Origin of the sequence: Metabacillus sp. 22489 (genome assembly GCF_052044855.1) — a bacterium.
Lineage (GTDB): Bacteria > Bacillota > Bacilli > Bacillales > Bacillaceae > Metabacillus > Metabacillus niabensis.
The window spans coordinates 1-22,863 of the sequence record NZ_JBQENT010000024.1 but is presented as its reverse complement, the minus strand read 5'-3'; the positions used below and the strand labels follow the sequence as shown (position 1 = coordinate 22,863).

The following is a 22,863-nucleotide window of genomic DNA, read 5'->3' as shown; positions in this document are numbered from 1 at the left end:
AGGGATGTGGAAAAGAACCTATGAAAAAAGTGATCTTCTATTCGAAAGAAAACTGCTCTTTATGTGAGAAGGGACTTGCTTTAGTTGAGGAGCTTCAAAAGGAAATTCCTTTTGACTATGAAGTTGTCGATATTTATAAAGATGATGAGCTTTTAGAACTTTATCAAATTATGATTCCTGTCGTAAAAATCGACAATGAAATCGCATCATATGGGATTTTAGAAAAAGATTTAATAAGAAAGCGTTTACTTTCATAAACTCGTCAAACATTCCTTGAATATGCATTTTTACCCTGTTAAAATAAAGATGTAGCAGGGGAGATTTTTTTTTGAGCAGGCGGGACATAATAAGTCATAGCGGGACCAATTAAGTCCATGTCGACTCAGAAAGGGATAGCAAATAATGATATCATTAATAGAAGTACAAAAAAAATTATTGCCTGATCTTTTGGAGGTTATGCAAAAACGCTATCAAATTTTACAATACATTCGATTGATGCAGCCGATTGGACGCAGAAGTCTCTCTACAAGTCTCGGTTTAAGCGAACGAATTCTTAGAAATGAAGTACAATTTTTGAAGGATCAAAAATTAATTGATATTCAAGTCTCTGGGATGAGCTTAACAAAGGACGGGAAATCACTATTAAAGTCTCTCGAGGAAATGATGAAGGATGTTTTAGGTTTAACGGTTCTTGAATCAACACTTAAAGAAAAGTTTAAGCTAGAAAAGGTCATTGTTGTTTCTGGAGATAGTGATCATTCTCCATGGGTCAAAAAGGATATGGGAAGAGCGTGTGTTTCATGCATTAAAAAGCGATTAAGCAGTGATAATATTATCGCTGTTACTGGAGGCACAACCCTTGCTGCAGTAGCCGAAATGATGACTCCAGATAGTAAAAATCGTGAAATTCTCTTTGTTCCGGCGCGTGGTGGATTAGGTGAGACAGTGGAAAATCAAGCAAACACAATCTGTGCTAAGATGGCCGAGCGTGCTAGCGGGAATTATAGGCTCCTGCATGTACCTGATCAGCTTAGTATGGAAGCTTATCAATCAATTATTGAGGAGCCCTCAATTAAAGAGCTTTTAACGATGATGAAATCCTCAAGTATGGTTATTCATGGAATAGGAGACGCTAAAACAATGGCGGAACGTCGCAGAACTCCTGAGAAGGATTTTCGTAAAATTGAAGCGGGCAATGCGGTTGCTGAAGCATTTGGCTATTACTTTGACCAAGAGGGAAAAATCGTACATAAAGTTCAAACAGTAGGGATCCAGCTAGACGACATTGAAGAGATGCCAAATGTTATTGCAGTAGCAGGAGGAGCTTCAAAGGCAAAAGCAATTAAAGCCTATATGAAACAAGCATTAGCATCTGTCCTTATTACAGATGAAGGTGCAGCAAACGCGTTAATAAGGGATTAATCATCCCTAATTATAAACGTTCATTTCTTATGTAATTTTTCCAGGAAAATGAACACACTAAGTAATAAAGCGTTCAAATGTTAATATATGTTTGAACAAATTTAAAGGAGGAAATTAAACATGGCAGTAAAAGTTGGTATTAATGGTTTTGGTCGTATTGGTCGTAATGTATTCCGTGCAGCTTTAAAAAATCCTAACGTTGAGGTTGTTGCAGTTAACGACTTAACAGATGCTAACATGTTAGCTCATCTTTTAAAATATGATTCTGTACACGGAAAATTAGATGCAGAGGTTTCTGTTGACGGAAACAACCTAGTTGTTGACGGTAAAACAATCACAGTTTCTGCTGAGCGTGACCCAGCGAAATTATCATGGGGTGCACAAGGCGTTGAAATCGTTGTTGAATCTACTGGATTCTTCACAAAACGTGCTGACGCTGCAAAACACTTAGAAGCAGGCGCTAAAAAAGTTATCATCTCTGCACCAGCAAGTGACGAAGATATCACAATCGTTATGGGTGTTAACGAAGATAAATACGATGCAGCTAGCCACGATGTAATTTCTAATGCATCTTGTACTACTAACTGCTTAGCTCCATTTGCTAAAGTATTAAACGATAAATTCGGTATCAACCGTGGTATGATGACTACTATTCACTCATACACAAATGACCAACAAATCTTAGATTTACCACATAAAGACTACCGTCGTGCTCGTGCAGCAGCTGAAAACATGATTCCAACTTCAACTGGTGCTGCTAAAGCGGTATCTCTAGTATTACCTGAATTAAAAGGTAAATTAAATGGTGGAGCAGTTCGTGTTCCAACTCCAAACGTTTCTTTAGTTGACTTAGTTGCTGAGTTAGACAAAGAAGTAACTGTTGAAGAAGTAAACGCAGCTCTTAAAGAAGCAGCAGAAGGCGATTTACAAGGAGTTCTTGGTTACAGCGAAGAGCCACTAGTATCTGGTGACTACAACGGTAACACAAACTCTTCTACAATCGATGCTTTATCAACAATGGTTATGGAAGGTAAAATGGTTAAAGTTATCTCTTGGTACGATAACGAAACTGGTTACTCTAACCGTGTAGTTGACTTAGCTGCTTACATCGCTTCAAAAGGACTTTAATTCTTATAAATAAGTAAGAAAATGGGGAAAGGGGACCATCCCCTTTCCTTGTTTTGTTTCGAACTAAGGGAAAAAAGAACATGTGAAGGTGTCTAGCTGCTTAGGCAAGTCTACGAAGAAAAAGGCGCTTTTAGAGCATTGATAAAATGGAGGGCTTTTCATGAATAAAAAATCAGTGAAAGACATTGATGTAAAAGGAAAAGTCGTCTTTTGTCGCGTTGATTTTAACGTACCGATGAAGGATGGACAAGTGACAGATGATACACGTATTCGTGCAGCTTTACCAACAATTGAGTACCTTACAGAGCAAGGTGCAAAGGTTGTTTTAGCTAGCCATTTAGGACGTCCGAATGGTGAAGTTGTTGAAGAATTGCGCTTAAATGCAGTTGCTGAAAAACTACAAGCTCTTTCAGGTAAAAACGTTGTGAAAACTGATGAAGCATATGGCGACACTGTTAAGGCTGAGATTGCTAAGCTTGAAGAGGGTGGCATTCTTCTATTAGAAAACGTTCGTTTCTATCCAGGTGAAGAAAAGAACGATCCTGAGCTTGCAAAAGCATTTGCTGATTTAGCTGATATTTATGTAAATGATGCATTTGGTGCTGCACACCGTGCACATGCTTCAACTGAAGGAATTGCAAAGCATATTCCAGCTGTTGCAGGCTTCTTAATGGAAAAAGAGCTTGAAGTATTAGGAAAGGCTCTTTCAAATCCAGAACGTCCATTCACTGCAATTATCGGTGGAGCGAAAGTAAAAGACAAAATCGGTGTTATCCAAAACCTTCTTGATAAAGTTGATAACTTAATCATTGGTGGTGGACTAGCATATACGTTCATCAAATCTCTTGGACATGATGTTGGTAAATCACTTCTTGAAGAAGATAAAATTGATTTAGCTAAATCATTCCTTGAACAAGCGAAGGAAAAAGGCGTTAATTTCTATATGCCAGTTGATGTTGTTGTTGCGGATGATTTCTCAAACGATGCAAACATCAAAGTTGTTCCAGTAGATAGCATTCCAAGTGATTGGGAAGGTCTTGATGCAGGTCCAAAAACTCGCGAAATTTACGCAGATGTTATTAAAAAATCAAAATTAGTTATTTGGAACGGACCAATGGGTGTATTTGAACTTGATGCATTTGCAAATGGTACAAAAGCTGTTGCAGAAGCGCTTGCTGAGGCAGAAGGTACATACTCTGTCATTGGAGGAGGAGATTCAGCTGCTGCTGTAGAAAAATTTGGTTTAGCAGATAAGATGAGCCATATTTCTACTGGTGGTGGAGCTTCTCTTGAGTTCATGGAAGGAAAAGAGCTTCCAGGTGTCGTTGCATTAAACGATAAATAAGATAATTATGTTATGATGAAATTGCAGGAAAGGAAAAGTAAGATTAGTCGCGACATCTTATTCTCATTCTGCAATTTCATATGAAAAGGAAGGTGTAAACATGAGAAAACCAATTATTGCTGGTAACTGGAAAATGAACAAAGTTGCTTCTGAAGCGAAAAGCTTTGTTGAAGAAGTAAAAGGTCTAGTACCAAACGCAGATCATGTTGACTCTGTTGTATGTGCGCCTGCACTATTTTTAGAAAGCCTTGTACAACAAGTGAAAGGCAGTGACCTAAAAATCGGTGCACAAAACATGCATTTCGAGGAAAGTGGTGCATTTACTGGAGAAATCAGTCCAGTAGCATTAAAGGATTTAGATGTTAGCTATGTTATTTTAGGACACTCTGAGCGTCGCGAAATGTTTGCTGAAACAGATGAAACTGTAAACAAAAAGACATTAGCTGCATTTAAACACGGATTAACTCCAATTGTTTGCTGTGGTGAAACGCTTGAAGAGCGCGAAGCAGGTAAAACAAATGAGCTAGTTGGTGACCAAGTGAAAAAAGCACTTCAAGGGTTATCTGATGACCAAGTGAAGCAAACTGTTATCGCTTATGAACCAATTTGGGCAATTGGAACTGGAAAATCTTCATCAGCTGAAGATGCGAATGAAGTTTGTGCACACATCCGTAAAGTTGTTGCTGAACAATTTTCAAGTGATGTTGCTGAGGCTGTTCGTATTCAATACGGTGGAAGTGTAAAACCTGAAAACATCAAAGAATATATGGCACAATCTGATATCGATGGTGCATTAGTTGGTGGCGCAAGCTTAGAAGCACAATCCTTCCTTCAGCTTTTGGAGGCTAGTAACAATGAGTAAATCACCTGTAGCATTAATTATCCTTGATGGATTTGCTTGTCGTGACGAAGTGAAAGGTAACGCTGTTGCACAAGCGAAAAAACCTAACTTTGACCGTTATTGGAATCAATATCCACATGCACAATTAACAGCATCTGGTGAAGCGGTAGGACTTCCAGAAGGTCAAATGGGGAACTCAGAAGTAGGTCATTTAAATATTGGAGCAGGACGAGTTGTCTATCAAAGCTTAACTCGTGTAAACGTGGCAATCCGTGAAGGTGAATTCGAAAAGAATGAAACGTTCACAGCTGCTATTAACCATGTGAAGCAAAATGGGACAAACCTTCATATTTTTGGCTTACTATCAGATGGTGGAGTACATAGTCATATTCATCATTTATATGCCCTTCTTCGCCTTGCTGCAAAAGAGGGTGTAGAAAATGTCTATATCCATGGCTTCCTTGATGGCCGTGATGTAGGTCCAAAAACTGCGAAAATTTATTTGAATGAGCTTCAAGAAAAAATCAAAGAATATGGTGTCGGTGAAATTGCGACATTATCAGGCCGTTATTACTCTATGGACCGTGATAAGCGCTGGGATCGTGTAGAAAAGTCATACCGTGCAATGGTATACGGTGAAGGTCCTTCATACAAAACAGCACTGGAATGTGTGGAAGACTCTTATAACAACGGTATCTACGATGAATTCGTTCTTCCTTCTGTTATTACAAAAGAAGACGGATCACCAGTTGCTACAATCAGTGATAACGATGCGGTTATTTTCTATAATTTCCGTCCTGATAGAGCAATTCAAATTTCAAACACGTTTACAAATGAAGATTTCCGTTCATTTGACCGTGGTGAAAAACATCCAAAACATTTGCATTTCGTTTGTCTTACACATTTTAGTGAAACAGTAAACGGATATGTTGCGTTTAAGCCAACAAACTTAGATAATACAATTGGTGAGGTATTATCACAAAATAACTTAACTCAACTTCGTATTGCGGAAACGGAAAAGTATCCTCACGTTACATTCTTCATGAGTGGTGGACGTGAAGAAAAATTCCCTGGTGAAGAGCGAATCCTTATCGATTCACCAAAGGTTGCAACTTATGACTTGAAGCCTGAAATGAGCGCTTATGAAGTAACGGACGCGTTACTTGAAGCAATTGCTTCAGACAAGTTTGATGCAATCCTTCTAAACTTTGCTAATCCAGATATGGTTGGACACTCGGGAATGCTCGAGCCAACGATTAAAGCAATCGAAACAGTTGATGAATGCCTTGGAAAGGTTGTAGATGCGATACTTGCGAAAGGCGGTAAAGCCATTATTACAGCTGACCATGGTAACTCTGATGAAGTTGTCACATTAGAAGGTGAGCCAATGACAGCTCATACAACAAACCCTGTTCCTGTCATCGTAACAGAAGAGGGCGTTACCCTTCGTGACGGCGGAATTTTAGGAGATTTAGCACCAACAATGCTAGATTTACTAAATGTTGAAAAACCAGTTGAAATGACTGGAACATCACTTATTAAAAAGTAATTGAAACAAAGCAAACGGTCGGCCGCCGAATGCAGAAAAAGCAAAAATTTATAATAAAAAAGGAGATTAAACAATATGCCATACATTGTAGACGTATATGCTCGTGAAGTATTAGACTCTCGCGGTAACCCAACAGTTGAAGTTGAAGTACACACTGAATCAGGCGCATTTGGTCGCGCATTAGTACCATCTGGTGCATCAACTGGTGAATATGAAGCAGTTGAGCTTCGTGACGGTGACAAAAGCCGTTATTTAGGAAAAGGTGTTTTAACTGCTGTTAAAAACGTTAACGAATTAATCGCTCCAGAATTAATCGGTTTCGAAGTAACAGAACAAAACGCAATTGACCAAGCTTTAATCGAGCTTGACGGTACAGAAAACAAAGGAAAATTAGGTGCAAACGCAATTCTTGGTGTTTCAATCGCATGTGCTCGTGCAGCTGCAGATTACCTACAAGTTCCTTTATATCAATACCTTGGTGGATTCAACTCAAAAACTCTACCAGTTCCAATGATGAACATCGTAAACGGTGGAGAGCATGCGGATAACAACGTTGATATCCAAGAATTCATGATCATGCCTGTTGGTGCTGAAAACTTCCGTGAAGCACTACGTATGGGAGCAGAAATTTTCCATACTTTAAAATCAGTTCTTAAAGAAAAAGGTCTTAACACTGCTGTAGGTGATGAAGGTGGTTTCGCTCCTAACCTAGGATCAAACGAAGAAGCTTTCCAAACAATCATCGAAGCAATCGAAAAAGCTGGTTACAAGCCAGGCGAACAAGTTATGCTTGCAATGGATGCTGCATCTTCTGAGTTCTATAACAAAGAAGACGGTAAATACCATCTTTCAGGTGAAGGTGTTGTTAAAACATCTGCTGAAATGGTTGACTGGTATGAAGAAATGGCGAACAAATACCCAATCATCTCTATCGAAGACGGTTTAGATGAAAACGACTGGGAAGGTCATAAATTATTAACTGAACGTATTGGTGGAAAGGTTCAACTTGTTGGTGACGACTTATTCGTTACAAACACTAAGAAACTTTCTGAAGGTATCGAAAAAGGAATTGGTAACTCAATCCTAATCAAAGTGAACCAAATCGGTACACTTACTGAAACTTTCGATGCAATCGAAATGGCAAAACGCGCTGGCTACACAGCAGTTATCTCTCACCGCTCTGGTGAAACTGAAGACAGCACAATCGCTGACATCGCTGTAGCAACAAACGCTGGTCAAATCAAAACTGGTGCTCCATCACGTACAGACCGTGTTGCAAAATACAACCAACTTCTTCGCATCGAAGATCAATTGGCTGATTCTGCAAAATATGATGGCATCAAAACTTTCTATAACTTAAAAAAATAAGTTGAGATATGAAAAACGGAACTGCTTAAAGTAGTTCCGTTTTTTTATGCGTAAATAAGAGCTCTTAACAGTTAGGATATAAATTGATAGTTCAAATCAATGGATCCATTAAAAATGCGCAAAAATTAATTTTACTCTCTTTGAAGTTCATGCGAATTCGCATTAGGAAAATAAACTTCTATTGTGAAGCTCTTCCATTTATGATACATTTAAACTATCTACTTGTGCGTATATCAGGAGGTGTCTTTTCATGCATACAGCATTAATTATCCTACTTGTTTTAGTCTCAATTGCACTCATTACCGTTGTTTTATTACAATCAGGTAAAAGCGCTGGGTTATCAGGTGCCATCTCAGGTGGTGCAGAACAGCTTTTTGGAAAACAAAAGGCTCGTGGTCTTGATTTGATTTTACACCGTATTACGATTGTTTTAGCTGTGCTATTTTTTGTATTAACAATACTAGTAGCATATATCGTTGGATAATGGTCGAACAAAGGGTCTGAAGTATCAGACTCTTTTTTTAATAGCTAAGAAGCAGGGAATGTGTTTTGCTCCGATTGTCATATGCTGCTTAAAGCGTTGAAGAATTCTCATTAAGCTAAGAAGGGAGCTTCATGCATCTTTCAAGCATTAATTTGGTACAACCGGAAAACATTTGCTTAAATAATAAGAGGATACATAATACGAAATCGACTATTCCAAGCATGTAAAGGATAAACTAAATGAAATTAGTAAAAGGAGTTACAGGTGATGAAAAGAGTTTTACCAAAACCATTTACATTTGAAGGCGGAGAAAAGGCAATATTATTATTACACGGCTTTACAGGAAATACAGCAGACGTTCGGATGCTTGCACGCTTCTTAAATGAACGTGGCTATACTTGTCATGCCCCACAATATAAAGGACATGGTGTTCCACCTGAGGAGCTAGTTCATACAGGTCCGGAAGATTGGTGGCAGGATGTGATGGAAGGCTATGAGCATTTAAAAAATCTAGGGTTTGAACAAATTGCAGTGTGTGGCTTATCATTAGGCGGTGTGTTTTCGCTAAAATTAGGCTACACTGTACCTGTAAAGGCGGTTATTCCAATGTGTGCACCGATGTACATCAAAAGTGAAGAAGTGATGTACCAAGGTGTCCTTGATTATGCGAGAAATTATAAGAAGTTTGAAGGGAAATCACCTGAAGTAATCGAGGAAGAAATGAAGGAATTTGCAAAAACTCCGATGAATACATTAAAAGCTTTACAGGAGCTTATTGCAGATGTTCGGAAAAATGTTGATATGATTTATGCACCGACATTTGTAGCGCAAGCACGACATGACCACATGATTAATACAGATAGTGCAAATATTATTTATAATGAAGTCGAAACAATCCAAAAGGAACTAAAGTGGTATGAGGAATCAGGCCATGTTATTACATTAGATAAGGAACGTGACTTGTTACACGAGGATGTGTATCAATTTTTAGAAAAACTTAACTGGTAAAGGAGGATTTTAATGGAGTCGGAAATTAAAGTACATATAGATAAGCTTCTTGCATTCATGAAGGAAGAAGCGTATAAACCGTTAACTGTTCAGGAGCTTGAAGAAGCCTTCGGAATAGAAGATTCGGCGGAATTTAAAGATTTTGTCAAAGCGTTAGTTGCGATGGAAGACCAAGGGCTTGTTGTAAGAACAAGAAGCAATCGTTACGGCTTACCGGAGAAAATGAACTTATTAAAAGGAAAGCTGATAGGTCATGCGAAGGGCTTTGCGTTTTTAGATCCGGAGGATCCGAGTCTTGATGATGTATTTATACCACCAACTGAGCTGAAAACAGCGATGCATGGAGATACCGTTCTTGTTAGAGTAAGTGCGGAAACGTCAGGCTCAAGACAGGAAGGAACCGTCATCCGGATTATCGAACGTGGTGTGAAGGAAGTCGTTGGGACATATACAGAAAGTAAAAACTTCGGATTTGTCATTCCAGATGATAAAAAGATCATCAATGATATCTTCATCCCGAAAAATGCAGCAAATGGTGCGATTGAAGGGCATAAAGTTGTTGTGAAACTAACGACATATCCAGAAGGACGTATGAGTGCTGAAGGAGAAGTTATTCAAATTTTAGGTCATAAAAATGATCCAGGTGTTGATATCTTATCGGTAATTCATAAGCATGGCCTACCTGGACTTTTTCCTGAAGAAGCGCTACAGCAGGCAAATGATGTACCTGATACAATTCATGAGGATGATTTAAAGGGACGTCGAGATTTGCGAAATGAAGTCATTGTAACGATCGATGGCGCTGATGCAAAGGATTTAGATGATGCTGTAACCGTACAAAAACTAGAAAATGGCCACTATAAGCTAGGAGTTCACATTGCTGATGTTAGTCACTATGTGACAGAAAACTCACCAATTGACAGGGAAGCATTAGAGCGTGGGACAAGTGTCTATCTTGTAGACCGTGTTATTCCAATGATTCCACATCGCCTTTCTAATGGCATTTGTTCATTAAATCCTAAGGTCGATCGTTTAACATTATCATGTGAAATGGAAATTGATGAAACTGGGACTGTCGTAAAGCATGATATTTTCCAAAGTGTCATAAAAACGACAGAAAGAATGACCTATTCAGATGTGAGAAAAATCCTAGAAGATCGTGATGAAGAGGTTATGAAAAAGTATGAAGCGCTTGTCCCAATGTTTGAGCAAATGGGAGAGCTTGCGCAAATTCTTCGCACAAAACGGATGAATCGTGGAGCGATTGACTTTGATTTTAAAGAAGCAAAGGTATTAGTTGATAAGGAAGGAAATCCTTATGATGTTGTCATTCGCGAACGTTCAGTTGCTGAGCGTCTTATTGAAGAATTTATGCTTCTTGCAAATGAAACTGTTGCCGAGCATTTCCATTGGATGAATGTTCCATTTATTTATCGTATCCATGAGGATCCGAATAAGGAAAAGCTACAACGATTCCTTGAGTTTATTACGAATTTTGGCTATACAGTCAAAGGAACGGCAAATGACATTCATCCACGTGCCCTCCAAAATATTTTAGAGGAAGTACAAGGGACACCAGAGGAAACGGTAATTTCAACGGTGATGCTTCGTTCAATGAAGCAAGCTAAATATGACCCGGCAAGTCTTGGTCACTTCGGATTATCAACTGAATTTTACACGCATTTTACATCACCAATTCGCCGTTATCCAGACTTAATCGTTCATCGTTTAATTCGAACTTATTTAATTGAAGGAAAGGTTGATGAGGAAACTCGTTCAAAATGGGCAGATAGTCTTCCGAATATTGCTGAGCATGCTTCCAATATGGAACGAAGAGCGGTTGAAGCAGAGCGTGAGACAGATGAGCTGAAAAAGGCTGAATTCATGCTTGATAAAATTGGTGAGGAATATGATGGAATGATCAGTTCAGTGACAAACTTCGGAATGTTTGTTGAGCTGCCTAATACAATCGAGGGACTAGTCCACGTTAGCTATATGACAGACGATTATTATCGCTATGATGAAAAGCATTACGCGATGATTGGTGAACGCACAGGTAATGTCTACAGAATTGGCGATGAAATTACAGTCCGCGTTGTGAATGTCAACAAGGATGAAAGTTCGATTGATTTTGAAATAGTTGGCATGAAGGGTACGAGAAGACGACCTGAGAAGGAAATAAAAAAGGTGATTATCGCAGGCAAGGGTGGACGTAATGGAAGCCAAAGCAAAAGCCGTGGCGGTGGCAAGACCTCTGAGAATGAGGAATGGTCAACACGGCCACCTCGGAAAAAGAAGAAAAAGCATTTTGAAAACGCACCAAAAGCGAAGCGGAAAAAGAAGAAGCGTTAGTTTGAATCCAAAGCTGGCACAGATAAGTGTCAGCTTTGTTTAGTGATTTGAGAAATTGCATAAATATTGAGTATCCGCCCATTTTTTGTTAAAATAGAAGCTATCGCACAAGACTTCGTAATGAAGGGAGGAATAACAATGCCTAAAGGAATGGGAAAAACCGTCGCTCAAAACAAAAAAGCGAATCATGATTTTGCAATTGAAGAAACATATGAAGCTGGCATTGTCCTTCAAGGTACTGAAATTAAATCAATTCGTAATGGCCGCGCGAATTTAAAGGATTCCTATGCTCGAATTGAACGTGGTGAAGTATTCTTATACAATATGCACGTTAGTCCGTATGAACAAGGGAACCGATATAATCACGATCCGTTACGAACTAGAAAATTGCTGTTGCATAAAAAGGAAATAGCGAAACTTATTGGGGTAACGAAGGAAGAAGGCTATACACTCGTCCCATTAAAAATGTATATTAAGAACGGTTATGCAAAGGTATTAATCGGTCTTGGTAAAGGGAAAAAGAAATACGATAAGCGTGAGGACTTAAAGAAAAAAGAAGCTAAACGTGACATCGAACGTGCCTTTAGAGAACGTCAAAAAGATTATTAGGAAAAACCTTACAATTGCATTTTTGTCCATGTTTGTTATAATAGATTTTGTAAGACAGTCACTTACAAACATAAAAACTTCATAAGCAATTAAGCTTATTTACTCTTTTTTCTCCCGTATTCCCTAGCTGGTATATACGGCTTATCATGGGGACGTTACGGATTCGACAGGGGTAGATCGAGCTTAGGTTGCGGGCCGAAGGGATCGTCTTCGTAAAAACGTCACGCCAATAATAACTGGCAAATCTAACAATAACTTAGCTTTAGCAGCTTAATAACTGCTTAGCTGTTCCTCCCTCCATCGTCCATGTGGTAGGGTAAGGGACTCACTCTTAGTGGACTACGCCTAATTCCTCCGTCTGGGGATGAGGGAAGAGACCAATCAGACTAGCTGCTCCGACGCCTGTCGATAGGCATAAGAGTTAGCGAATTCGCAAATATATCGACTACGCTCGTAGACGCTTAAGTGGCGATATTTCTGGACGTGGGTTCGATTCCCACCGTCTCCACCAAATACATAATTTGGTGGTTTTTTTATTTTAGGCATATTTAGCTCAATTTATTTGTTTTTCCCATTGGGTTGCTTTTTCCGTATACGATTAAATGTTTCTGTGCAAAATAATTTTTAAGAATGACAAATCCCAATGCTTTGTAACACGAAAGATGTTAAAGTGAAAAAATCTATCGCAACTTCTCGGACATATTCCACTCTACTTTTGCCGCTTGAGCTACTACCAAATAATCCTTTTGATAAATACAAAACGTTTTAGGAATATTTTGCATTAAACAATAAGGATGAAATTTTAACAGGAGAGTTAGAGCAATTAGTATAATCAATTGTAAAAGCTCAATAGGAAAATCAGCTATAGCTGGTTTAAAATATTTTTAGAATATCAAGTTGACACCTTCGCTACTCGGTGATACAATGTACTTGTAATAAGCAATACTTAATAGCGGGATATCCTGAAAATGCTATTCATTAAATATTCCTCAGTACTAAGTGATACTGAATATAAGTCAGACAGAATAGAGGAGGCACAGAACATGGAAAATTTAACGGAAATGCTGAAGGGTTCATTAGAAGGCTGCGTTCTAGAAATCATCAGCCGCCATGAAACCTATGGCTATGAGATTACCCGCAGACTGAACGATCTTGGGTTTACCGAAGTTGTGGAAGGGACGGTGTACACTATCCTTGTGCGATTAGAAAAGAAAAAACTAGTGAACATTGAAAAAAAACCGTCAGATATGGGACCACCCCGCAAGTTTTACACACTTAATGAGGCTGGCCGCAAGGAGCTTGAATTGTTTTGGGAAAAATGGGATTATGTATCATCAAAAATCAACGTCTTGAAGTCAAGTTAACTGCATAAGATATTCCGTCAGATATTAATGGAGTGTCTTGTTCAGTTTAATAAAAAGGAGGAAAAATAATATGTTGGAAATGTTCAAAAAAATGATTGGTGATAAAAAAGAGTACAAAATGATGATGGCACGGGTTGAAGCCCTTCCAGAGGATTACCAGTATGTATTTAAGAAAATTCAAAACTACATGTGGAATTTCTCATCTGGCAATGGGATGGATATGCTACACATGCAGTATGAACTAATCGATTTGTTCGAAGCAGGTGCGGCAGAAGGCAGACAAGTGCTGGAAATTACTGGGGACGACGTGGCTGCCTTTGCTGACGAACTAGTAGCAAACGCTAAAACGTATGTCGCAAAGTATCGTGAAGATTTGAATCAGAGCATTATGAAGCGATTGGGAAAAAATAAATGAAATAAAACCAAAAGATACTACCGACTGAATAGCTGGTTACAAATGTATTACTACCTTCGTTATTCAGTTATATTTTAAATCCAGTACTAAGTAATACAGATTATCAGTGAGACTAAATAGAGGGGTATAGGCAAGCTGATTACGTATTTATAAGGAGGAAAAAAGCATGAGTAATGCAGTGATTTCTGTAAAAGGGTTAAAAAAATCGTTTAAAGACAAGGAAGTTTTAAAGGGAGTAGATTTTGAGGTACGACGTGGCGAAATTTTCGCACTGCTCGGCTCTAATGGAGCGGGCAAGACGACAACGGTCAACATCCTTTCGACGTTGATGAAGCCCGATGGCGGTGAGGTAGGAATTAGCGGATTTGATGTACAGCGTCAACCGGACCATGTTCGTCAGAGCATCAGCCTGACAGGGCAGTTTTCGGCTTTAGATGGCATGCTTAGCGGGCGAGAAAACCTAATAATGATCGCCAAGTTACGTGGAGTTTCTAATCCCACTCAGGTTGCCGACAATCTGCTTGCAAGATTCAGTCTTACCGAAGCGGCTAACCGCAGAGCGGATCAGTATTCTGGAGGGATGAAGCGCCGGCTTGATATCGCCATGAGTCTAATTGGGACGCCATCAGTCATTTTTCTCGACGAACCGACGACAGGGCTTGACCCGGAAGCGCGGATTGAAGTCTGGGATACTGTCAAGGAGCTTGCCAACGGCGGTACAACGATCTTGCTGACGACCCAGTACTTAGAGGAAGCGGAACAACTAGCGGATCGTATCGCCATTCTGCATGGCGGAAAAATCATCACGACTGGTACACTTACTGAACTCAAAAAGATGTTCCCACAGGCGAAAGTGGAGTATATCGAGAAGCAGCCGACATTGGAAGAAATTTTTCTCGCAATCATCGGCAATAAGGAGGAGATATAAATGAAAAGTAAAACAGGTGTATTATTAGGACGTTTAATGCGCAATATCATGCGCAGCCCGGATACAATTATTACGGTGGCGATTACACCGATTATGATGATGCTACTATTTGTCTACGTATTTGGCGGCGCAATAGAGACAGGGACAGATAACTATGTCAATTATTTATTGCCAGGAATATTGCTAATGGCTATCGCATCTGGTGTCGCATACACGTCACTGAGGCTGTTTAATGATGTAAAGAGCGGGCTGATGGCACGTTTCATTACAATGCCTATTAAGCGCTCATCGGTATTGTGGGCTCACGTGTTGACCTCGCTTGTTTCCAATGCGCTTACGGTTGTAGTGGTTATCCTCGTCGCACTCTTGATGGGATTCCGTTCTAGCGCGGATATCCTTGATTGGCTCGCTGTAGCTGGGATACTCGGTCTGTTTACGCTGGCATTGACATGGTTAGCTGTCATTCCTGGATTGACTGCGAAGTCTATGGAAGGGGCAACAGCTTACTCGTACCCGCTGATTTTCTTACCGTTTATCAGTTCGGCATTTGTCCCTACAGAAACGATGCCAAAAATTGTCCGTGTGTTCGCAGAGAACCAGCCTGTGACTTCAATTGTGAACTCGATTCGTGCTCTCTTGTATGAAGGGTCAGTTGGCAATGGTATCTGGATCGCTCTTGTCTGGTGCGTCGGCATTATGATTATTGCTTACTTCTTCGCAAGTAAAGTCTTTAAACGCCAGTTAGGATAATTCTTTAACATAAGAAACTATGGATTACATGTCAGTTGGAATGTGATTCATAGTTTTTTAATTGAAGGAAAATACTAAAGTTAGATATGCTCGATTTAAGTCAAAAAATCATGAATAGAAATAGGTACAAGAGGTTTACTAAATAAAAGTAACGAAACAATTTTAGAGGAAATGGAAGAGATAATTTTAAATTTTTTAATGGTAGGCTTATCATCGGAAAACTTAACAAATTATTGTGCTGAAATGATCTAGGACTTTTTTAAGTTTATAGCAAACATATCAAAAGGATGTCTCAAAAGCTAAGCCTTTGGACATCCTCAAAATGACTATTAGAAAATATCATTTGCGAAGTTTACATTGTACTTGTGTCAATCACGAATCGATACTTCACATCAGAAGCTAGCACGCGTTTGTAAGCTTCGTCAATTTGATCTGCCGAAATGACTTCAATTTTAGGGGTAATGTTATGTTTTGCACAGAAGTCTAACATTTCCTGAGTTTCACGGATTCCTCCTATCATTGACCCCGCAAATGAACGGCGATGACCGATGAGAGACATTACATTTAGTGACAACGGTTCGCCAGGAGCACCAACATTAACAAGTGTTCCGTCAAGAGTGAGTAATGAGAAATATGCATCGATGTCAATCTTTGCACTTACCGTGTTAATAATTAAATCAAAAGTTCCGACAAGTTTCTTGAAGGTTTCTGGATCGCTTGTGGCATAATAGTTGTTTGCGCCAAATTGCAAACCATCCTCCTTTTTCTTCAATGATTGCGACAGTACAGTGACTTCAGCACCCATTGCATGGGCAATTTTGACTGCCATATGACCAAGACCGCCCATGCCAACGACCGCTACCTTCTTACCTGGACCAGCGCCCCAATGGTTTAGTGGCGAATATGTCGTAATACCTGCACAAAGTAATGGTGCTGCGACATCAAGCTCAATGCTATCTGGAATTCTAACTACGAAATCCTCTGTTACAACAATGTGGGTAGAATAGCCACCTTGAGTAGGCTCGCCGTATTTGTCAACACCAGCGTATGTAGGGATATTTCCTTTAAGACAATATTGTTCTTCTCCTTTACGGCAATTTTCGCATTCACCACAGGAGTCAACCATACATCCGACCCCGACACGGTCACCGACCTTGTACTTTGTAACCTCACTACCAATTTCTGTGACAATTCCTGCAATTTCATGTCCAGGTACGAGTGGATAGTTTACAGCACCCCATTCTCCATGGGCAGTGTGAATGTCAGAATGGCATATACCTGCATATTTAATTTCAATCAGAACATCATGTGAATCAAGATCGCGTCGTTTAATTTCTGCAGCTCTAAACGGTTTGTCTGGTCCGTCCACAGCTCGTGCTTTAGCAGTTATCATTCATAAAACCTCCTATAGTTTATATCTTTCAAGAGAATGATTACAGAGTATAGCTTTTAAGGTTGATTTCCCTTTAGTCATTCCTATCTTTTTTTTCTCTTGTAAAACAATGTTAACCCTTATAGTTAACTCTAAGTCAAGAGGTTGGATAGCATTTTTTTAACCTCTGATTACTGGCTTTTATCTGGCTTTTATCACAGTTGTCAACATAGTCGATTGCTCTACCTACATTTTAAAATTGTTTGAATAAATAGATTTCCTCCGCTTTAAATAGGAATAAACGTTCAAGAATAAATGAATACTATCAAAAAAAGGAGGAAATATTGTGGACGGAGACCAACTAAAAGTAATAGAGCAGATTAGAAAGGCAGAGATTGAACAAAGCGATCGGTGGATAAATTATTGGCACGAATACTCTAATATATCTACTTGGCAATTCTGGGTTGTTCTTGCGATGTTTCTACTTCCTTTAGTACTATTAATTCTCTTTATCGATAGAAGGAAAATTTTCCAACTGGGGTTTTATGGATACAGTGTTCATGTTTTCTTCGCTATTATCGATTCATTTGGAGTCTTAAGGGGATTATGGACATATCCTTATAAAATGCTTCCATCCCTTCCAGCTAGTGTTGCCCTTGATTCATCATTTGTTCCTGTAGCCTATATTCTTCTTTACCAATATACGATTAACAAAGAGAAGAATTATTATATTTGGATGCTGCTTCTCTGTGTGGCCTTTGCCTTTTTTGTTAAACCACTTATGGTCGGATTTGGTTTATTACGTTTTGGGGGTAATGAGAACTTTTTAATGCTATTTTGGGGGTATGTTGCTGTAGGGCTTATAGCCAAATGGATAAGTGACATATTTGGAGTGCTTCTTAAAACAAAGAAATGGAGTTTCTATCATAAATATTCTAAATAAATTGAGATTGGCCAAATGACTTTTTAACAATAGAGTAGCGATGCTTCAGGTACCGAAGGATCGTTATTTAGTTATGCAGATTACTTAAATACAATTAAAACATCTATACCTTTAATGAAAAGAATATAAACTACAAGAAAGGCTGATACTATAAAAAAATGAGATGAAGGAAGATACTATGGATATGATGAAACCAATTAAATTAGGATCAAATAAGACAGAAATAACAGAAAAATTAACCTCTGCTGAAATGGGTAAGCTTTGGGCGACATACATGGGAAATAGTATGGCAAAATGCATCTTAAGCTACTATCTACAACATGTTGAGGATAAGGATATTAAAACATTATTAGAAAATGCATTAAAATTAAGCGAAGAATTTCTAAAAACAACTACTGATATTTTTAATCGAGAAAATTTCCCAATACCTAAAGGATTTTCAGATGAAGATGTCAATTTAGGTGCACCTCGTTTATTCCAAGATGAATTTTATGTCCATTATTTAAAATATACATCAAAGGCAGGAATGAGTATTTATAATGTAGCTATTCCGTTAGTTTTCAGAAAGGATGTCCAGGACTTTTTTAGGTATTGTATGGAATCCACAATGGATTTAATGGAACAAATTAAAGAGATATTAATGAATAAAGGTCTTATTAATAAGCCGCCATTGATTCCGGTACCTGAAAGGGTGGAATTTGTTCATGAGGATTTTTTAAATGGATATTTTGGGCATGTTCGACCACTACACGCATTAGAAATTGCTCATCTATACGATGTTTTAGAAAATAATGCAACGAGTAAAGCACTGATTATGGCATTTTCTCAAGTAGTAAAGGACCAAGCGATTCGCAAATTGTTTGAAAGAGGAAAAGACATTATCACAAAAAATAATGAGAACTATATAAAAAAGCTTCATGAAGAAAATTTGCCATCACCATCTTCACTTGATGATTTAGTCACCTCATCTACCTTTTCACCTTTTTCGGACAAAATCATGCTATTTCATAAAATGGATATGTTCACAATTAAATTAAGAACGTTTGGAAATGCACTCGCTGTAAATGGAAGGCATGATATTGGGCTAATCTATACAAATGCTTTAATAAAAAATTCTGCTTTCGTTCAAGATGCAGCAAAAATATATATTAATAAGGGCTGGTTTGAAAAGGCTCCGTCAGCTGCAGATAGAGGAAAATTAGTATCTGATTAGATTTTCCCGAATATTTAAATGTTTGTGTTATTTATTATTTGGTAGCAATTTTTCTTTGTTTTAATGAAAATAGCGTTAATCCAAGCAGGATTAAGGCTATTTTCATTAATGTAAATGACCTAATGATAAGCTTGTGACATTTCTATAATTTCTTTGAATTTAGAGAGTATAGTAATACTAATTTTAAAGGATTGATCCAATGTATATTTTAATTAATTTTTTTTATATAATAGCGGGTTTTAAATGGGGAGATTGGAGGAATTGGAAACAGTATTATTCAACGATTCTTTTTTTTATCATTGGAGATTTTTTATATAATTTTCTCCTCTATAAAAAAACGATGTGGTTATTTCATGATTTAGTTTTACCTAATCATACAACAATTACGGTTTTAGCTATGGTCGTAACATACTCTGCAACGGTATTAATTTATCTAGGGAGATTTCCTCATGGATGGTTAAAACGGTTATTATGGTTTTTATTATGGGTTGGAATCTATATAAGTGCTGAATACTTTAACAGTAAGCTAGGCTTCATTACATATCATAATGGGTGGAACTTTTGGTGGTCTGTTTTATTTACCGCAATCATTTTCTTTATTTTGCCGATTCACCATAAAAGGCCTTTATTAGCTTGGCTTATATCAATCATCATTATAGGAGCGCTGTTAAGTATATTTGATGTGAAATTGACGGATATGAAATAAGTGTATAGTTTATACACTTTGAACAATTTATTAAAGATGATTTGTGGAATCGCAAAATAAGCTTTAATCCCAACCTTCGCTATTATAATTTAAAGCATTTATCATGAATCCTCAAGTACTCAGTTGAACAATGACCTCTAACAAAAAAATGCTAAATAGAAATGACTCTACTTTTTATTTAGAGCCTCCTTAATGAACATATAATGCCAACGCATAAAGATGCATGCGTATATATAGAAGAGTATCGAATAAACTATTTTCCACCCTTTATATTCAATGTAACCGAAATATCGTGAAAGCTGCTCGTAAAGGACTGAGAAAACAACCCAAAAAGTTAAATAGAGTAAAAATTTCTTTTTCTCAATCGGCATAAAGTTCAAATACAATATCCCAAAAAGAAAAGGTAATGTTATTTGGACCATTAAATCTGAAAAAGATGGACCATTTTGTTTCATTAAGTCATACAAATCCAATATGTCAGCGAAGAGTAGGTCAGCAAAAATTGTATGAAATGAGACTGCAAGAAATGCAAAATAAAACTCATGACGGTTTAATCGTTTAGGCATAAAAAGGATAATAAGGAGGGTAATTAAGTACGATACTAACAAAAAGATAATAGTCATGATATTTCTCCTAATTGAAAAAATAAATATATATATTAATTTCCTCATTAATTGCTAGAGTATTCATTAAAGTTCATTAGTATTGAAAAATGATCGATTATAAGAGAATAGTTAAAGCTTCAAATCCTTTATATGTATGGAGTGAAGCTTTTAATATTTTTGTGAAACCACTTGATTTTAGTATTGGAATAAACACGCTTTATCTTTGTAAAGGTTGCCATATAGGATAATTAATCATGCTATTCCTAACAATTGTTACTCGATTAGTTATTGAAAGTGTTTTCTTATTGTTTATAATTTAAGGAAAAGGATATTCGTGACAAATTTTGGATAGTAAGGATTGCTAATTTGTGCTGTATCCAAGCTTTGTCTTGAGGGAAAGAGCGATGATGGTTATCCTCAAGCGATAGGTTTATTCCAAGATTAAGAAGAGAAAATGCTGTAATAAACAGATAGAGTGGGCCTTAACAGAACGAGGAAATTGAATGGTAAAGTAGTTCGAGAAATTAAGGTTGAAAGGAATGGAGCATTGTTGATGAAAAATGTCTTACTTATATTTATGTTTGTAACCTTAACAGTTGGATGTTCCGTAAATGAGCTACAAAATTCTCGAGATGAGCAGCAAGGCTCTTCAATGGATCTGGAGAATCGCGAACAGGAAAACAGACAAGTATCCACTGAAAACGTTGAAGTAATTGCAGAAAATCTTGACGTTCCTTGGTCTATCGAAAAACAAGGAGAAACATTTTATTTGACAGAGAGACCAGGATCTATCGTTAAAATAGAGAATGGTAAGAGCGAGCGGCAAAGCGTAGAACTTAAGAGAGAGCTTGCAACAGCATCTGAGGCTGGCTTATTAGGGTTTGTGCTTGCACCAGATTTTCCCCAATCAAAGCTTGCTTATGCGTATTATTCATATGAAGATAGTACAGGGCAATTTAATCGAATCGTAACACTTCGATTGAATGGGAACGTTTGGAAGGAAGAAAAATTGCTTCTTGATAAAGTCCCAAGCGGTTTTTATCATCATGGGGGAAGGCTGAAAATTGGTCCAGATAACAAGCTTTATGCAACAACAGGTGACGCCTATGAACCGGAGCTTGCACAGGATCCTCATTCATTAGGTGGGAAAATAGTTAGAATAAATCTTGATGGAACGGTTCCAAATGATAATCCGTTTCAAGATTCCTACATCTATAGTTTTGGTCATCGTAATCCTCAAGGAATGACATGGTCACCTGATGGTACGTTATATGCAAGTGAGCATGGTAATGATGCAAATGATGAGATTAATCAAATTGAAGCAGGGAAAAATTACGGTTGGCCAATTATTGAAGGTAAAGAGGAAAAGGAAGAGATGGTTTCGCCGTTATTTACTTCTGGATCTGGAGCAACTTGGGCACCATCGGGAATGGACTTTTATAATAACAAATTGTACGTAGCAGCTTTAAGAGGTACTGCTGTATTAGAATTTAATCTTGAAACAGGTGAACAACGAGAAGCTATAGCTGGACTTGGAAGAATTCGAGATGTACTAATTGAAGATAACTCCCTTTATTTCATTAGTAATAATACAGATGGGAGAGGAAACCCGCTAGAAAATGATGATAAGCTTTATAAAATTACACTTTCACAATTACATTAACATAAAAGAAAAGAACGTTAAGTTGACAAAAGAAGATAACATATCGAAGAAGAAAGTAGTATGCTAAGATCGTTTGTTGAGGAGAATGAAAAATGAATGTAGTTGAAGTTAAGAACTTACCAAATCATTTAATTGTTGACTTTTTTACGGAGCATTGGGGAAGTCCAGAGATGGTCATATCCAGTGGAATCTATGATTGTAGTTCGTTGGATGGCTTCGCTGTTGTAGAGGATAAAGATAAAATTGTTGGCTTAATTACTTATATTATTGAAAATAACGAATGTGAAATTATCTCATTAGACAGTGTAAAAGAAGGACAGGGAATAGGTTCATTACTTGTTAAAGAGGTTGAAAATCTTGCTAGCAAGGAAAATTGTAAGCTTGTAAAGCTTATTACAACAAATGATAATTTGCTAGCATTAAAGTTTTATCAAAAACGTGGGTTTATCCTATCGAAAATCATCAACAATGCAGTTGAGAAAGCCAGAAAATTAAAGCCTGAAATTCCTTTGATAGGTAATGAAGGTATACCAATTAGGGACGAGATCGAATTGATAAAGAAATTAACGTAACTATAGGTGTTTCATCTACAAAGTGACAAGAAAAAGGGGTGGTTACATAACCACTCCTTAATTATGCTATAGAAATTCAGCTGAAGAATGAATGTTGAAATAGATGTTGATACTACGTCAAGAAAATAGACACAGATTTCTACCGCGCTTTCGCTTGGTGGCCTTCAAAAAAAGTTTAAATTTATAGAGATTTAAACTTTTTTATGAAGGAGAAATCAAGCAGCGA

22 protein-coding genes and 1 other RNA gene are annotated in these 22,863 nt (G+C 37.7%); 21 read left to right on the top strand and 2 right to left on the bottom strand.

Features of this window, described 5'->3' with window-relative positions; genetic code table 11:
• Window positions 1–20: 20 nt before the first annotated feature.
• From ACTJJ9_RS14665 to ACTJJ9_RS14590, 16 genes are all read left to right on the top strand, one after another.
• On the top strand, window positions 21–257 hold the full coding sequence (locus ACTJJ9_RS14665; protein WP_145582089.1) for a glutaredoxin family protein: 237 nt from the start codon (window positions 21–23) through the stop codon (window positions 255–257).
• A 145-nt stretch (window positions 258–402) separates the two neighbouring features.
• Window positions 403–1,422, top strand: a complete 1,020-nt coding sequence (locus ACTJJ9_RS14660) for a sugar-binding transcriptional regulator (protein ID WP_095297177.1) — start codon at window positions 403–405, stop codon at window positions 1,420–1,422.
• A 120-nt stretch (window positions 1,423–1,542) separates the two neighbouring features.
• Entirely contained in the window at window positions 1,543–2,550 is a 1,008-nt protein-coding gene (gap, locus tag ACTJJ9_RS14655) for a type I glyceraldehyde-3-phosphate dehydrogenase (RefSeq protein WP_095297180.1), read from the top strand.
• Between the two features lie 160 nt (window positions 2,551–2,710).
• Window positions 2,711–3,895 carry a phosphoglycerate kinase gene (locus ACTJJ9_RS14650; RefSeq protein ID WP_145582090.1) on the top strand — a complete coding sequence of 395 codons (1,185 nt, stop codon included), beginning with the start codon at window positions 2,711–2,713 and terminating at the stop codon, window positions 3,893–3,895.
• 100 nt (window positions 3,896–3,995) lie between these two features.
• Window positions 3,996–4,757, top strand: coding sequence for a triose-phosphate isomerase (gene tpiA, locus ACTJJ9_RS14645; RefSeq protein ID WP_095297184.1), 762 nt, complete (start codon window positions 3,996–3,998; stop codon window positions 4,755–4,757).
• On the top strand, window positions 4,750–6,285 hold the full coding sequence (gene gpmI / locus ACTJJ9_RS14640; RefSeq protein WP_145582091.1) for a 2,3-bisphosphoglycerate-independent phosphoglycerate mutase: 1,536 nt from the start codon (window positions 4,750–4,752) through the stop codon (window positions 6,283–6,285). The genes tpiA and gpmI overlap by 8 nt, the downstream gene beginning before the upstream one ends.
• A gap of 75 nt (window positions 6,286–6,360) precedes the next feature.
• Window positions 6,361–7,653, top strand: coding sequence for a phosphopyruvate hydratase (gene eno, locus ACTJJ9_RS14635; protein ID WP_095297188.1), 1,293 nt, complete (start codon window positions 6,361–6,363; stop codon window positions 7,651–7,653).
• Window positions 7,654–7,903: 250 nt separating this feature from the next.
• Window positions 7,904–8,137, top strand: a complete 234-nt coding sequence (secG, locus tag ACTJJ9_RS14630) for a preprotein translocase subunit SecG (protein ID WP_095297191.1) — start codon at window positions 7,904–7,906, stop codon at window positions 8,135–8,137.
• A gap of 267 nt (window positions 8,138–8,404) precedes the next feature.
• Window positions 8,405–9,145 (top strand): alpha/beta hydrolase, encoded by a 741-nt coding sequence (locus ACTJJ9_RS14625; protein ID WP_095297193.1) that lies wholly within the window; start codon window positions 8,405–8,407, stop codon window positions 9,143–9,145.
• 12 nt (window positions 9,146–9,157) lie between these two features.
• Window positions 9,158–11,497, top strand: a complete 2,340-nt coding sequence (gene rnr / locus ACTJJ9_RS14620; protein WP_145582092.1) for a ribonuclease R — start codon at window positions 9,158–9,160, stop codon at window positions 11,495–11,497.
• A gap of 138 nt (window positions 11,498–11,635) precedes the next feature.
• Window positions 11,636–12,106, top strand: a complete 471-nt coding sequence (gene smpB / locus ACTJJ9_RS14615) for an SsrA-binding protein SmpB (RefSeq protein WP_095297197.1) — start codon at window positions 11,636–11,638, stop codon at window positions 12,104–12,106.
• 148 nt (window positions 12,107–12,254) lie between these two features.
• Window positions 12,255–12,617, top strand: a transfer-messenger RNA (tmRNA) gene (gene ssrA / locus ACTJJ9_RS14610).
• Between the two features lie 532 nt (window positions 12,618–13,149).
• A complete protein-coding gene (locus tag ACTJJ9_RS14605) occupies window positions 13,150–13,470 on the top strand; it encodes a PadR family transcriptional regulator (RefSeq protein WP_095297199.1) in 321 nt (106 codons plus the stop codon).
• A 70-nt stretch (window positions 13,471–13,540) separates the two neighbouring features.
• Window positions 13,541–13,885, top strand: coding sequence for a DUF1048 domain-containing protein (locus ACTJJ9_RS14600; protein ID WP_095297200.1), 345 nt, complete (start codon window positions 13,541–13,543; stop codon window positions 13,883–13,885).
• Window positions 13,886–14,051: 166 nt separating this feature from the next.
• The gene (locus ACTJJ9_RS14595; RefSeq protein ID WP_440768701.1) at window positions 14,052–14,813 is read left to right on the top strand and encodes an ABC transporter ATP-binding protein; all 762 of its coding nucleotides are present in this window, start codon (window positions 14,052–14,054) and stop codon (window positions 14,811–14,813) included.
• Window positions 14,814–15,563, top strand: coding sequence for an ABC transporter permease (locus ACTJJ9_RS14590; RefSeq protein ID WP_095297204.1), 750 nt, complete (start codon window positions 14,814–14,816; stop codon window positions 15,561–15,563). It begins immediately after the preceding gene.
• A gap of 352 nt (window positions 15,564–15,915) precedes the next feature.
• Here ACTJJ9_RS14590 and ACTJJ9_RS14585 read toward each other — a convergent pair whose 3' ends face one another.
• Window positions 15,916–16,956: an NAD(P)-dependent alcohol dehydrogenase gene (locus tag ACTJJ9_RS14585; protein ID WP_145582094.1), complete on the bottom strand. Its 1,041-nt coding sequence runs from the start codon at window positions 16,954–16,956 to the stop codon at window positions 15,916–15,918.
• A 325-nt stretch (window positions 16,957–17,281) separates the two neighbouring features.
• Here ACTJJ9_RS14585 and ACTJJ9_RS14580 point away from each other — a divergent pair, with 325 nt between their 5' ends.
• The 3 genes from ACTJJ9_RS14580 (at window position 17,282) to ACTJJ9_RS14570 (ending at window position 19,797) form a co-directional block, all read left to right on the top strand.
• On the top strand, window positions 17,282–17,878 hold the full coding sequence (locus ACTJJ9_RS14580; protein WP_095297207.1) for a CBO0543 family protein: 597 nt from the start codon (window positions 17,282–17,284) through the stop codon (window positions 17,876–17,878).
• Window positions 17,879–18,056: 178 nt separating this feature from the next.
• Window positions 18,057–19,091 (top strand): DUF3231 family protein, encoded by a 1,035-nt coding sequence (locus ACTJJ9_RS14575; RefSeq protein WP_145582095.1) that lies wholly within the window; start codon window positions 18,057–18,059, stop codon window positions 19,089–19,091.
• A gap of 199 nt (window positions 19,092–19,290) precedes the next feature.
• On the top strand, window positions 19,291–19,797 hold the full coding sequence (locus tag ACTJJ9_RS14570; protein WP_145582096.1) for a CBO0543 family protein: 507 nt from the start codon (window positions 19,291–19,293) through the stop codon (window positions 19,795–19,797).
• A gap of 167 nt (window positions 19,798–19,964) precedes the next feature.
• On the opposite strand, the gene ACTJJ9_RS14565 is transcribed toward ACTJJ9_RS14570, so the two are convergent.
• Complete coding sequence (locus ACTJJ9_RS14565) at window positions 19,965–20,420, bottom strand: hypothetical protein (protein ID WP_095297213.1); 456 nt, start codon at window positions 20,418–20,420, stop codon at window positions 19,965–19,967.
• Between the two features lie 535 nt (window positions 20,421–20,955).
• Here ACTJJ9_RS14565 and ACTJJ9_RS14560 point away from each other — a divergent pair.
• Together ACTJJ9_RS14560 and ACTJJ9_RS14555 are read left to right on the top strand one after the other, a co-directional pair.
• Window positions 20,956–22,065, top strand: a complete 1,110-nt coding sequence (locus ACTJJ9_RS14560; RefSeq protein WP_095297215.1) for a PQQ-dependent sugar dehydrogenase — start codon at window positions 20,956–20,958, stop codon at window positions 22,063–22,065.
• A gap of 92 nt (window positions 22,066–22,157) precedes the next feature.
• The gene (locus ACTJJ9_RS14555) at window positions 22,158–22,637 is read left to right on the top strand and encodes a GNAT family N-acetyltransferase (RefSeq protein ID WP_145582097.1); all 480 of its coding nucleotides are present in this window, start codon (window positions 22,158–22,160) and stop codon (window positions 22,635–22,637) included.
• The last annotated feature ends 226 nt before the right edge of the window (window positions 22,638–22,863 follow it).